Genomic DNA, 13,096 nt, shown 5'->3' with positions numbered 1-13,096 from the left:
GAATGGATCAAAATCGTCATTTCGGGCAAAGCGGCGCGCAGACCCGGAATCCATATCCCATTGAAACAGACTGGATTCCCGCCGTCGTGGGAATGATGATCTGGTTGGGAATGCTGTGTCAGTAGCCTGCGGGCGTGTATGCCCGTGCCGTGCCGTATAGTGCTGCGCTGTGTTGTGCCGCGCATTACGGCCAAGGATTACTGGCTAGGGATTTCTGGCCAAGGATTTCTGGCGTGTCCGGGCGGAAGCTGCGCGGTCCGCCCCATGCCTTATGGAAGCCGATGGCGGGTGCTGATATTTGAAAATCCCGACCCATCACTGGCCGGATTAGCTGGCAACCGATTTGGGATTTCGGCCAAAGATGCTGGCGAAATCGGTTTTGGCCGGTTTGGGGCGTTGAAGCTGTAACCGGTCGCGAATGGCATCAAGATGTTTGGCCATTTCGGCGGCTGCCGCGTCCGGATCGCCGCCCAGAAGGGCGTTTAACAGCGTTTCATGTTCCGAGTGAGAGCAATCAACCGGTTGCGGGCTTTCATACATCGCGATGATCAGGGAACTGCGCAGGATCAGGCGTTCCAGAAATTCCTCGATCACCAGATTGCCAGCAAGGCGTGCCAGCAAAAGGTGGAATTCCCCGGAAAGAATGATCGCGGCGCGGTGGTCGCCTGCGTGGTGGGCCTGATGTTCGCGTTCCAGATGTTCGCGGATCTGGCTTGCGCGGTCGGGCGTCATGTTGGCGGCGATTTTGCGGACCACCCCATCCTCGATCATGCGACGCGCCGAAAAGACTTCGATGGCCTCGTCAATGGTCGGTTCGGCGATGAAGGCACCGCGATTTGGGACCAGATTGATCAGCTTGTCATGGGCGAGCTGTAAAAAGGTGGCCCGGATGCGCGCACGGCTGACCGAGAATGTTTTGGCAAGATCTTCTTCGATCAGTTTCATGCCCGGTTCCAGTCGCCGGTCAAGAATGGCGTCGAGCATTTCCCGATAAATCAGTTCTTCCGGGCGAAGTTTACCGCTGCCTTTATAGGGGGTGGGCTGTGCGGGGTTGGCCATTGCGGCGCGTCTTTCCGGTTGTTCATTCGAGGGGTTAATTCTTTTCTACAAAATTGTTGACTATCTGCAAAACAAAAAAATGTGACAGCCCTTTCGGATGAGTCGGAATGGCTTTGCCTTCGGTTTGATCAAAACAATGCTGCTGCGCAAAAATTGCGCACAAGTTGCGTATGAATCGGGCATTGGCCGGTTTTGTCGCCTTGGGGTTTTGTATGCGCTTCGCGGAAAACCGCCGATCCTGAAAATGGCACGCAATTTGCCTACAATCGAAAATATGGATTGTTAACAATTTTGCATGCAGTAACGGGTGGGCGCATGAAGGGTAACGGGGCCATTGAGTTGATCGCTGTCAGTAAGCATTACGGCAGTACCATCGCAGTCAAATCGATCGACCTCAAAATACCGGCAGGGGCCTATTGCTGCCTGATTGGTCCATCCGGCTGCGGCAAAACCACGACATTGCGCATGATCGCCGGGCATGAGGTGATCAGCGAAGGTGATCTTCTGATCGGGGATCGCAATGTGACCGAGCTTCCGCCGGTCAAGCGCGGCACGGCGATGATGTTCCAGAATTATGCGTTGTTTCCGCATATGACCTGCATGGAAAATGTCGCGTTCGGCCTGCGGATGCAGGGCGTTTCCCCGGCAGAGCGCAATGAACGGGCCAAGGAAATGCTGGCCCGCGTCCATATGGAAAAATTTGCGGATCGCAAGCCCGATCAGCTTTCGGGTGGGCAGCAGCAGCGCATTGCGCTTGCACGTGCCTTGATCACGCAGCCCTCCGTCCTGTTGCTGGACGAGCCGCTTTCGGCCCTTGATCCGTTCCTGCGGGCGCGGATGCGCGACGAATTGCGCCGCCTTCAGCAGGAGCTTGGCATCACGTTTGTCCATGTCACCCATGCCCAGGACGAGGCGCTTGCGCTTTCGGACATGGTTGTTGTCATGGAAGACGGTGTTATTCGCCAGAAAGGCACGCCCGAGGAAATATTCAACAAGCCGCGTTCGCGCTTCATCGCCAATTTCATGGGCGGTCAGAATATCTTCAAGGGAACGGTTTCGGAAAGCAGTCCGGCGGGAACGCTTCTGAGCCGTGGTCCCGATAGTTTCTTCCTGCCCGGTTATGGCGGTGGTGCCACGGGCGAGGATCTTGAATTCACAATTCGTACCGACCTGATCGGACTGGGTGAAACAGCGCCCGGTGATGCCGAAAACGGTCAGATTCCCGTCGAAATCACAACGGTCGAGTATCTCGGCCTTTGGGTGCGGATTGTGGCGACGACCAATGACGGCAAGGAAATCACCCTGATGAAGACCGAAAGTGAATTTCGGCAGGCGCCCGTGCGCCGGAAGGAAAAGTTCATCGCCTACTGGAAACCCGAACACGCGCATGTTCTGGCCTAAAAAAACATCATTTATCAGGAGCTTCACATGACGACCGACAATTCCAAAACGACGAAAAACCTGCTTTCGACCAAGGAAGTCACCCGCCGCGGTTTTGTTAAGGGTGCGGCTGCGACTGCCGGTGTCGCGATTGGTTCAGGTGCGATCACCGGTTTCCCGACCATCTGGGCGCAGAACATCAAGGATGTGACATTGCGCCAGTTCGGCACGGGTGTTTCAAACATCAATGCGGTTGCCGACAAGGTTAAGGAAGACCTTGGTTTCACGCTTCAGATGACGGCCCTTGATTCCGATGCGGTTGCCCAGCGTGCGGTAACCCAGCCGAAATCGTTTGATATTGCCGATATCGAATACTGGATCTGTAAGAAGGTCTTCCCGGCGGGCACCATGCAGCCGATGGATACCACCAAGCTTAAAAACTATCAGTATATCTCCAAGCTGTTCATCGATGGCAAACTGACCCCGGATTCAGAGATCGCACAGGGCACGGCACCGCACACGGTTGGCTTTGTCGAAGGTGCCGACAGTGTCGAATTTGCATCTGCGCCGACCCAGTGGATGACCCTTGTTCCGACGATTTACAATGCGGATACGCTGGGCATTCGCCCGGACCTGATCGAGCGTCCGATCAATAGCTGGGCCGATCTGCTTGATCCGGCCTTCAAGGGCAAGGCGTCGATCCTGAACATTCCGTCCATCGGGATCATGGATGCGGCCATGGTTTGCGAAGCCATGGGTGAAGTCACCTATGGTGACAAGGGCAACATGACCCAGGAAGAAATCGACAAGACGATTGCGATCATGATCGATGCCAAGAAAGCCGGTCAGTTCCGCGCATTCTGGAAGAGCTTCGATGAGTCGGTCAACCTGATGGCATCGGGCGAAGTCGTGATCCAGTCGATGTGGTCACCGGCGGTTGCCGCCGTTCGGTCCAAGGGCATTGCATGCAAATACCAGCCGCTTAAGGAAGGGTATCGTGCATGGGGTGGTGGCATTGGTCTTGCCAAGCACCTTACCGGCCTCGAACTTGCGGCGGCGTATGAATATATCGACTGGTACCTGTCGGGCTGGGTCGGGGCGTATCTTAACCGTCAGGGTTATTACAGTGCAGCCCCGGCAACCGCACAGAAATTCATGTCCGAAGACGAATGGGGCTTCTGGATGGAAGGCAAGGAAGCCCAGGGCGATATCCTTAGCCCGGATGGCAAGGTGATGGAAAAGGCCGGTGCGGTTCGCGATGGCGGTTCGTACGAGGAACGCATGGGATCGGTTGCGTGCTGGAACTCTGTCATGGACGAGAACAAGCACATGGTCCGCAAGTGGAACGAATTCATCGCCGCCTAACGGCATCTGAATTTGATCGGGCGCAGCTTCGGTTGCGCCCGATATCCTGATTTCCCTGATGATTTTTCCGGTTCAAAGGGCAGACAATGGCGTTTGATATGTCCAAACGATCGTCGTATTTCCTGATCTCGCCGATGGCGCTGATCTTTGCGATCTTTCTGGTCGTGCCGTTGCTGACGATTATTGTCGTCAGTTTCTGGGACTATGACGAATACCGCATTCTGCCCGACTTCATTTTTGAAAATTACAAATACCTGCTGGGGTCTTCAGTAACCTGGCAGATTTACCTTAATACCTTCAAATATGCCGCCCTGACCTGGGGCTTTACCCTTCTGATCGGGTTTACGGTTGCCTATTTCCTGGCGTTCCATGTGCGGAGCCTGACATGGCAGATTGTCCTGTTCATGTTGTGCACGATCCCGTTCTGGACATCGAACATCATTCGCATGATTTCGTGGATTCCGTTTTTGGGGCGCAACGGGCTTTTGAATTCCGCCCTGATGGGGCTGGGGATTGTGGATGAGCCGCTTGAATTCCTGCTGTTTTCGGATTTTGCGGTCGTTCTGGCGGATGTGCATCTTTACACCCTGTTTATGGTGGTGCCGATTTTCAATTCGATGATGCGCATTGACCGGTCCCTGATTGAGGCGGCGCGCGATGCCGGGGCATCGGGGTTTGAAACCCTGCGCCACGTGATTGTGCCGTTATCAAAGCCCGGCATTGCAATCGGTTCGATCTTTGTCATCACGGTCGTGATGGGTGATTTCATCACGGTGCGTTTGATGAGTGGCGGGCAGAGTGCGTCGGTCGGGCTTCAGATTTCCAATGAGATCGGGTTGCTGCAATATCCGGCGGCGGCGGCCAGTGCGGTGGTGCTTCTGGTGACCGTGCTTTTGATCGTGACGGCGTTGCTGCGCATGGTCGATATCAGGAAGGAGCTTTGAGATGGCGAAGACCCGTGAAAAGCGCCCGACAAGTTTCTATTTTCTGGCGGCTTTCTTTGCGCTGTTTGTGCTGTTCCTGTATGGGCCGATGCTGACGATCTTTATCCTGTCATTCCAAGGGGAGAATGGCGGTCTGACCTTTCCGATGAATGGATTGTCGGTCCATTGGTTCGGCAATCTGTTTGAACAGCAGGCGGTCGGGGATTTTGGCGGATCGTTCCTGCGATCTCTCAAGCTTGGCCTGATTGTCATGGTGGTGACGGTTCTGGTGTCCTTTATGGCGGGGTTGGCGTTTCGCAAGCGGTTCAAGGGCGACAGCGTGATTTTCTATCTGGCGATTGCCAGCCTGATCGTGCCGTCGATCCTGATTTCGCTTGGTATCGGGTTGCTGTTCAATATCGTCAGTTGGCAACCGCAATGGTTTACATCAGCCCTTGGCGCGCATCTGACATGGACCTTCCCGTTCGGGCTTCTGATCATGTTTGCGGTGTTTAACCGGTTTGATCCGTCTTATGAGGAAGCGGCACGCGATCTGGGGGCGAGCAGTTGGCAGACCATCTGGCATATTGTTCTGCCGATGGTGGCCCCCAGCCTGATCGGGGTCGCGATGTTTTCCTTTACCCTGTCCTATGACGAGTTTGCCCGGACGCTGATGACGGCGGGCGCGCTTAATACCCTACCGCTTGAGATTTACGGGATGACAACCAACGTGACGACACCAGTACTTTATGCGCTGGGCACGGTGACGACGGGCTTTTCGTTTGTGGTGATTGCCATCGCACTTGGTTCGGTCCTGATCCTGCGGCATCGCAAGGGGCAAAAGGCATGACCCGGATCGCGGTTATCAATCCCAATATGTCGGTCGGGTTTACCGAAAAGGTTGGTGCGCAGGCGCGCCGTATTGTTGCACCGGGGACCGAGGTTTTGGCCCTTAATCCGAAATTCGGCCCGGCCAGTATCGAGGGTTATTATGACGAGGCGTTTGCCAGCGTCGGGTTGCTTGCCGCGATGCGCGGGCTTGAGGCAGACGGGGCATTGGGCGGGAAGATCAGCGGATATGTCGTGGCGTGTTTTGATGATACCGGTGTTGATGCCGCGCGCTGCCTGACCAAGGCGCCGGTGATGGGGTTATGCGAGGCGGCGCTTCGGTTTGCGGCCATCGTTGCGTCGCGCTTTGCCATTGTCACCCCGATGGCGGTATCGGTGCGTCCGCTTGAACATCTGGTGTCGAAATATGGGGCGTCATCGCAATGTGTGGTGCGGGCGGCGGGTGTCCGGACACTCGATTTCGAGGGCGAAAATGCGGATATGGCCTATCTGGCGCTGAAAATTTCGGCGGAAAACTGCCTTGCCGAAGATGGTGCCGAGGCGATTGTTCTGGGCTGTGCCGGAATGACCGATATTGCCGAGCGATTGCAGGCCGAGCTTGGCGTGCCGGTGATTGACGGGGTCAGTGCGGCGGTCAAGCTGATTGAAGCGATGGGGATGCTTGGGCTTCAGACCAGCAAGGCGGGGGCGTATGCCAGCCCGCCGGTGAAAACCTATGACGGGATATTTGCCGCGTTTGCCCCGGTGGCGTGATCGACGATCAAATTTCCGGTCAGATTTGCTTTAACGCCTGTTCAACCTGAACCAGATGACGCCGCATGGCGTCTTCTGCGCGTTTCGGGTCGCGCTGTTCTATCGCGTCGACGATTTCGCGATGCTGGGTGCTCAGGTCATTGATCAGGCGGTCGGAATGGCTGCTTTCGCGCATACGGGCCCATGCGGCTTCGCGGCGGACGGCACTGACGGCTTCGAACACTGCCAGAAACAGGGTGTTGCGGACACTTTCGGCCAGTTTCTGATGAAAGGCCGCGTCCCATTTTTCATATTCGCCCTGATTTTGGGCTTTGGCGGCGTTTTCGATCATGGTGCGCATGGTGTCGATATCGGCCTGAGAGGCGCGAAGGGCGGCAAACCGGGCCATGGAGGGCTCGATCTCCTGGCGGACTTCCATGATTTCAAACGGGCTTGTTCGGGTGGCCAGTCCTTCGAGTTTGCGAAGGCGCGGTGTTGGCGGGGTGCCGACAAAGGTGCCCTGACCCTGACGACGCCAGATCAGACCATCAGATTCAAGCTGATCCAATGCCTTGCGGAGCGCACGACGCCCGACATCAAGCTGTTCGGCCAGTTCGCGTTCGGCGATGACGCGCCCGTTCTTGACGAATTCTCCCGCGGCGAAGCTTGTTCTCAGCTTTTCTGCCAACCTCTGGGTTGCTATGTCATTCATGGCTTTTTTTATCGTTATCTGGACGTTTAAATCTTATCTGTTCCGGCCTGTTGCCCGCATGTTGCACCCTTGCGGTTTCGTCAGCCCGGAACAGCATCAATCCCAATCAGATATCAGGAAATCAGATCATAGAACATGCGCAATGATGTGATGGCCAGAAACAGGCCAAAACAGATGCGAAGCGCGCGCCTTGGGATGGAATGCGCGATGCGCGCGCCAACCGGTGCGAAAAGAACCGTCATCGGGATCAGCAGGGCCGCGGCCAGAACGTTTACATATCCCAGCGAAAAGGGCGGGCGCCCGTCCACACCGATCCCGGACATCGCATAACCGATGGTGCCGGGCAGGGCGATGATCAGGCCGATTGCGGCCGATGTGCCCACCGCACGGCGGATGTCATATCCAAGGAAGCTTAATACCGGTACGCAGATCGTGCCACCGCCGATCCCCATCATCGCCGACAGGCTGCCTGCGATCACACCCAGTATCGCCCAGACGGATTTGGGCGGGTTTTTCTGGGTATCGGTTTCGCGATCCCGGACCAGAATCATATTGGCGGCAACCAGCAGGGCGACGACGGCAAACACGATGGTCAGAACCCGGCCATCGGCAAAGCCACCAATCGCGGTGCCAATCAGGACACCGACGACAATTGCCGGGCCCCAGTGTTTGAGCAGGGCGATATCAACCGAACCCTTTTTGTAGTGGCTTCGGGTGGATGAAATCGCGGTGGCGATAATCGTCGTTAACGAAGTGGCAACGGCAACCTGCATGCGCAGGCTTTCATCGACACCCATGGTGGTCAGGAAATGATACAGCACCGGCACAATGACGATGCCGCCGCCGACGCCCAGAAGCCCTGCCATGATGCCGCCGACGATGCCGGCAAACAGCATTGCCGCACCCCACAGCAGATACAGGCTCATGGTGCCTTCGATTTCAATCATGATGAACCAATCCAAACCAATAATGACTATCTAGGTGTATTGGTACTAACTCTGATTGGTCGTAGTTGGCAAATGTTTTGCGCCATTAAGCAGCTTAATCTGGCAATTAATCACGATTAACCAGATTTAATAGTTGCGAACCAAATGCAAGAATGCCAACAATATGGCGACAAAATGAACAAACCAAATATAAATTGGTTCAGACTCAGGTATCAAATCTCATCAGGAGGCAGAACATATGTTCCGCAAGATTGCCGTAGCCGCCGGTTTGATGGCCGCTGCCTTTGCCGCACCCGCGCAGGCGCAGAGCTATCCCGAAAAACCGATTGAATTCATTGTGCCGTGGGGGCCGGGTGGCGGCAGTGACACGTTGATGCGTATCGTTGCCCAGGGCCTTGCCGAAGAAACCGGTCAGGCCATTCCTGTCATCAATATGCCCGGCGTGGGTGGCAATGTCGGCCTTGCCGAATTCGCCAAACGTCCGGCAGATGGCTATACCATTTCGCAGATTCACGAAGGTCTTCTGGTATCGAGCCAGACCGGAATTACCGAGCTTAACTGGGACAGCTTTATCCCCGTCGCACTGGTGGCATCGTCGCCGCAGTATCTGACGCTTTCGAAGAACGATAATTTTTCGAACTTCGAAGAAATGGTCGCCTATGCCAAGGCGCATCCGGGTGCCGTTCGCGCCGGTGTGACGCTGGGCGGGATTCCGCATGTTCATATCGCGATGATCGAAGAAGCCATGGGGCTTCAGTTTTCCTATGTCGGTTACACCGATACGGGTGAGCGTATCCGTGCGCTGATGGGTGGCAACATCGATATCGCGATTGGTGATATTTCGTCGGCCAAGCAGTTCGTCGACAATGGCGATCTGGTTTATGCCGCCGTTGGTACCGAGGAACGTACCGACGATGCACCGGACGTTCCGACGCTTAAGGAACTTGGCATGGATGCCGAGCTGGTGATCACGCGTGGTGTGGTTCTGCCGAAAGGTACGCCGCAGGAAACCGTTGATGCGCTTGAAGCCCATATCGAAAAAGTCATGCAGCGCGAAGACGTGATCAAGCTGATGAAAAATGCCGGTGCCGATCCGGTGTTTTATGGTCAGGAAAAATACAGCGCCTATCTTGAAAAGCTTAATGCGACCATCGCGAAGCTTGTCGGCAAGCTCGAAGGATGACCGTCAAGGTGACGGAGGCAGCAGCAGCGGATACAGGTGTATCCGCTGCTTCGCGCGCCCGCACCGAATTGGCGCGGCTGATCTCCTATATCGTTTTTGGTGGCGTTTCTGTTGTTCTGTCCTCGATGGCGGCCGGTTTGCCGACGTCACGCTGGGAACCGCTGGGGGCGGGCACCTTCCCGAAACTTGTCTTTGCGCTGCTGGCGGTGCTTTGCCTGATTGCGGCTATTCGCTCGATCATTGAAATCGTGCGGGCGGGTGGTCTTGCGGGTGTGGGGGCTGCCTTTACCCAGTGGCTTTATGTGCGTCGGGTATCCATCGGCCTGTTTGCGCTGTTTGCGGTTTATCTTGGTGTCATGCCCTGGACCGGGTTTTCGCTTGCAAGTTTTGTCTTTCTGCTGATTGCGCAGTTGATGATTGCGGGTGTTTCGCGACGCACGGTCATGCAGTCGATCATCGCCGCCCTGATTTTTTCGGTCGGGTTGAACCTGCTGTTTGCAGAAGTTTTCAATGTGTTCTTACCGCGCGGCGTTCTGTTCGCGGGTTAGGCGGGAAAGTTTAAATTATGCTGGATGCGTTTCTTGCCGGGGCCCATCAGGTATTTGCCTTTGATACCCTGACATACATGCTGATCGGGTCGGTTGCCGGGATTGTCGCCGCGGCCATCCCCGGTTTTACCGTGACAATGGCAATCATTCTGACGCTGCCGCTGACCTTTGCGATGGAACCGTTGCAGGGGGTGTCGGTGATGCTGTCGGTTTATGTTGGTGGGTATACCGGTGGTCTGATCAGTGCCGCCCTTCTGGGGATTCCCGGAACACCAAGTTCGGTTGCCACAACCTTTGATGCCTTTCCGATGGCACGCAAGGGGGAACCGGGCCGGGCCCTTTCACTGGGTGTATGGGCATCGTTCTTCGGGACGGTGATTTCGACCATCGTTCTGATCGTGGCCGCCCCGCCGCTGGCGCTGATTGCGGTCAAGCTTGGCCCGTGGGAATATTTCGCGCTGATCGTCTTTGCACTGACGATTGTCGCAAGCCTTGTCGGAAACTCGTTAATCCGTGGTTTGATCGCGGGTGTCATTGGCCTTGGCATTGCGACCATCGGCCCGGACCCGATGATGGGCAAATCGCGCCTGACCTTTGATACCGATCTTCTGATGCCGGGCTTGCCGTTCCTTGTCGTGCTGATTGGTATTTTCGCGATCAGCCAACTGCTGAGCGAAGTCGAAATTCATGGCAAGAAGACCAATCAGGCGTTGATCCCCGATGTGATCGACTTCAAAACATGGAAAGTCATGCGCGAAGTCCTGATGGCACCGGTCAATCTGTTCCGGTCATCGATGATCGGGGTTCTGATTGGGGCGCTGCCCGGTGCGGGTGGATCCATCGCCAACCTGCTGGCCTATGATCAGGCCAAACGCAGTTCGAAAAACCCGGAAAAATTCGGCGAAGGCTGTGCCGATGGTGTGGTTGCGTCCGAGGCGGGGAATTCTGCCACGGCGGGTGGTGGTCTGATCCCGATGATTGCTTTGGGCATTCCGGGGTCTGCGGTTGATGCCATTCTGATGGCGTCGCTTATGGTGCACGGCATTTCGGTTGGTCCGCGCCTGATCATGGATCATGCCGATCTGGCCTATGGCATGTTCATTGCCATGATCGTTTCAAGCCTGATGATGCTGGTGGTGTGTGTCGCTTCCATGCGCCTGTTCCTGCGGGTGACCGACATTCCCAAACAGTTCATCGTGCCGACCGTCATCATTTGCTGCGTTATTGGGGCGTTTGCGCTTAATAACCGTGTGACGGACCTGTATCTTCTGGGGATTATCGGGTTGGTTGGCTATGGCCTTAAATGCCTTGATTATCCGCTGGCACCGCTGGTGCTGGGTGTGATCCTGGGGCCGATTGCCGAAACCAATTTACGCCGCGCATTGATGAGTGATCCCGACTGGATGACTTTCTTTACCCGACCGATTTCAGCCGTCCTTCTGGCGGCAGCGTTGCTGTCGGTTATCTTCAGTGTCCGTTCCATCCTTAAAATGCGCAAAAAGAACCGTCCCGCCACCGATGAACAGGACGGCGATTAAGCCGATCAGGAGACTTCAATGAAACTTCGTCATGACGCGCTTTATGCCTCACGCCGCTCGCCGGTGCTTGCGCGCAATGTTGTATCGACATCCCAGCCATTGGCCGCACAGGCCGGTTTGCGCATGTTGCTGGCGGGCGGAAATGCGGCCGATGCCGCGCTGGCATCCGCCATCGCATTGACGGTGCTTGAGCCGACCGGCAATGGGCTTGGTTCGGATGCCTATGCCATCATCTGGGATGGCAAGGAACTGCACGGGCTTAATGCATCGGGTCGTGCGCCCGCGGCATGGTCGCCGGAACGCTTTGCCGGGGCGGATGCCATGCCGCAACGCGGCTGGGAATCGGTTACCGTACCGGGGGCGGTTTCGGCCTGGCGCGAAATTTCCGACAAGTTCGGCAAATTGCCGTTTGAAAAACTGTTCGAGCCAGCCATCGAATATGCCAGCCGTGGTTTTGCCGTCTCCCCGATCATCGCGACCCTTTGGGAAAAGGGCGGCAATCTTTTGGGGAAGCAACCGGGCTTTGCCGAGGCGTTTCTGCCCGGTGGCAAGGCACCGAAAGCGGGTGAATTGTTCATCAACCGTGCGATTGCGGAAAGCCTGACAGATATTGCCGAAACCGGTGGCGAGAGTTTCTATCGCGGGCGGCTGGCGGCCAAAATTGCGGCCTTTGCCAAGGAAAATGGTGCGGTCCTGACCGAAGAGGACCTTGGAAATCATAAAACCGACTGGGTCGGAACGATTTCGCAAAGCTTTGGCAAGGTCAAGCTGCATGAAATCCCGCCAAACGGGCAGGGGATTTCAGCCCTGATTGCGCTGGGTATTTTGCGCCATACCAACATCGCCGATCATGCACCGGACTCGGTCGAGGCCCTGCATCTTGAGATCGAGGCGATGAAGCTCGCCTTTGCGGATATGCATGAATATGTCGCCGATCTGGATCACATGCGCGATGTGACGGTCGAACATCTGCTGTCCGATGATTACCTGAAATCGCGTGCGGCATTGATTGATGCCAACAAGGCGCAGGATTTCAAGGCCGGTGCGCCAAAGCATGGCGGCACGGTCTATGTCACGGCGGCGGATGAAAGCGGCATGATGGTGTCGTTCATCCAGTCGAACTATATGGGTTTCGGGTCTGGTGTTGTTGTGCCGGGCACATCAATCAGCCTGCAAAACCGTGGTTTCGGTTTCACCCTGAAAGACGGTCATCCCAATCAGGTGGCAGGCGGAAAACGCCCGTTCCAGACGATCATTCCGGGTTTCCTGATGGGGGACGACGGCAACCCGGTCATGAGCTTTGGCGTGATGGGCGGCCCGATGCAGTCACAGGGCCATTTGCAGATGACGCTTCGCACCCAGCTTTGGGGGCAGGACCCGCAAACGGCGGCAGATGCGCCGCGCTGGCAGGCGCTTTCCGGGCTTGAGGTTGCCGTTGAGGCCTCGGTCGGGGCGGATGTGATCGATGCCCTGAAAACCAAGGGGCATGTGATCAAGGTTGAGGCCCCCGATAGCACCAATTTCGGTTTTGGTGGTGCGCAGCTTATCGCGAAAACCGATGCCGGATATGTTGCCGGTTCTGATCCGCGAAAAGACGGTTGTGCCGTCGGATATTAATCTTCCCATCCTCAATTCAGATGAGCTCCCCTTAATTCATCTGGTGCAAAGGCCGGTCATTAATTTGACCGGCCTTAATTCTTATGAAAATCCGATATTTTGATCTGCTAATGTTTTTCGGTTCGTCAAGATGGAAATCACCGCAATTCAGGGGGATAGCCCATGCAAAAATGCTGCTTTGAGTCTGGGCCGGAAAAGCGTAAAGACGCAAGATGCGGAATTTGAAATGCTGGCAGCACCGGA

At 55.9% G+C, this 13,096-nt stretch carries 12 protein-coding genes; 9 read left to right on the top strand and 3 right to left on the bottom strand.

What is annotated here, in order from left to right; translation table 11 throughout:
• Positions 1-327 precede the first annotated feature (327 nt).
• Positions 328-1,059, bottom strand: coding sequence for a GntR family transcriptional regulator (locus P8T57_RS08200; protein WP_341365136.1), 732 nt, complete (start codon positions 1,057-1,059; stop codon positions 328-330).
• 315 nt (positions 1,060-1,374) lie between these two features.
• On the opposite strand from P8T57_RS08200, the gene P8T57_RS08195 reads away from it, so the two are divergent.
• The 5 genes from P8T57_RS08195 (at position 1,375) to P8T57_RS08175 (ending at position 6,329) form a co-directional block, all read left to right on the top strand.
• Positions 1,375-2,460 (top strand): ABC transporter ATP-binding protein, encoded by a 1,086-nt coding sequence (locus P8T57_RS08195; protein WP_007088635.1) that lies wholly within the window; start codon positions 1,375-1,377, stop codon positions 2,458-2,460.
• A gap of 27 nt (positions 2,461-2,487) precedes the next feature.
• Positions 2,488-3,804 (top strand): PotD/PotF family extracellular solute-binding protein, encoded by a 1,317-nt coding sequence (locus P8T57_RS08190; RefSeq protein WP_341365135.1) that lies wholly within the window; start codon positions 2,488-2,490, stop codon positions 3,802-3,804.
• 98 nt (positions 3,805-3,902) lie between these two features.
• Positions 3,903-4,748: an ABC transporter permease gene (locus tag P8T57_RS08185; RefSeq protein ID WP_223304904.1), complete on the top strand. Its 846-nt coding sequence runs from the start codon at positions 3,903-3,905 to the stop codon at positions 4,746-4,748.
• A 1-nt stretch (position 4,749) separates the two neighbouring features.
• A complete protein-coding gene (locus P8T57_RS08180; RefSeq protein WP_341365134.1) occupies positions 4,750-5,577 on the top strand; it encodes an ABC transporter permease in 828 nt (275 codons plus the stop codon).
• On the top strand, positions 5,574-6,329 hold the full coding sequence (locus tag P8T57_RS08175; RefSeq protein WP_341365133.1) for an aspartate/glutamate racemase family protein: 756 nt from the start codon (positions 5,574-5,576) through the stop codon (positions 6,327-6,329). Before P8T57_RS08180 ends, P8T57_RS08175 begins: the two co-directional genes overlap by 4 nt.
• A 19-nt stretch (positions 6,330-6,348) precedes the next feature.
• Here the strand turns inward: P8T57_RS08175 and P8T57_RS08170 are convergent, their stop codons facing one another.
• Positions 6,349-7,020: a FadR/GntR family transcriptional regulator gene (locus P8T57_RS08170; RefSeq protein WP_341365132.1), complete on the bottom strand. Its 672-nt coding sequence runs from the start codon at positions 7,018-7,020 to the stop codon at positions 6,349-6,351.
• Positions 7,021-7,133: 113 nt separating this feature from the next.
• Positions 7,134-7,967 carry a sulfite exporter TauE/SafE family protein gene (locus P8T57_RS08165; protein ID WP_037988410.1) on the bottom strand — a complete coding sequence of 278 codons (834 nt, stop codon included), beginning with the start codon at positions 7,965-7,967 and terminating at the stop codon, positions 7,134-7,136.
• A gap of 238 nt (positions 7,968-8,205) precedes the next feature.
• Here P8T57_RS08165 and P8T57_RS08160 point away from each other — a divergent pair, with 238 nt between their 5' ends.
• From P8T57_RS08160 to P8T57_RS08145, 4 genes are read left to right on the top strand one after another with little or no spacing between them, the layout of a single operon-like run.
• Positions 8,206-9,150, top strand: coding sequence for a tripartite tricarboxylate transporter substrate binding protein (locus P8T57_RS08160; protein WP_341365131.1), 945 nt, complete (start codon positions 8,206-8,208; stop codon positions 9,148-9,150).
• Between the two features lie 8 nt (positions 9,151-9,158).
• Positions 9,159-9,698 (top strand): tripartite tricarboxylate transporter TctB family protein, encoded by a 540-nt coding sequence (locus P8T57_RS08155; protein ID WP_341365130.1) that lies wholly within the window; start codon positions 9,159-9,161, stop codon positions 9,696-9,698.
• Between the two features lie 17 nt (positions 9,699-9,715).
• Positions 9,716-11,236 (top strand): tripartite tricarboxylate transporter permease, encoded by a 1,521-nt coding sequence (locus P8T57_RS08150; protein ID WP_341365129.1) that lies wholly within the window; start codon positions 9,716-9,718, stop codon positions 11,234-11,236.
• A gap of 18 nt (positions 11,237-11,254) precedes the next feature.
• Positions 11,255-12,853 (top strand): gamma-glutamyltransferase family protein, encoded by a 1,599-nt coding sequence (locus P8T57_RS08145; RefSeq protein ID WP_341365128.1) that lies wholly within the window; start codon positions 11,255-11,257, stop codon positions 12,851-12,853.
• Positions 12,854-13,096 lie beyond the last annotated feature (243 nt).

Source organism: Thalassospira sp. SN3W (genome assembly GCF_038070535.1).
GTDB lineage: Bacteria > Pseudomonadota > Alphaproteobacteria > Rhodospirillales > Thalassospiraceae > Thalassospira > Thalassospira xiamenensis.
This window is presented reverse-complemented; position numbering and strand designations above follow the sequence as displayed.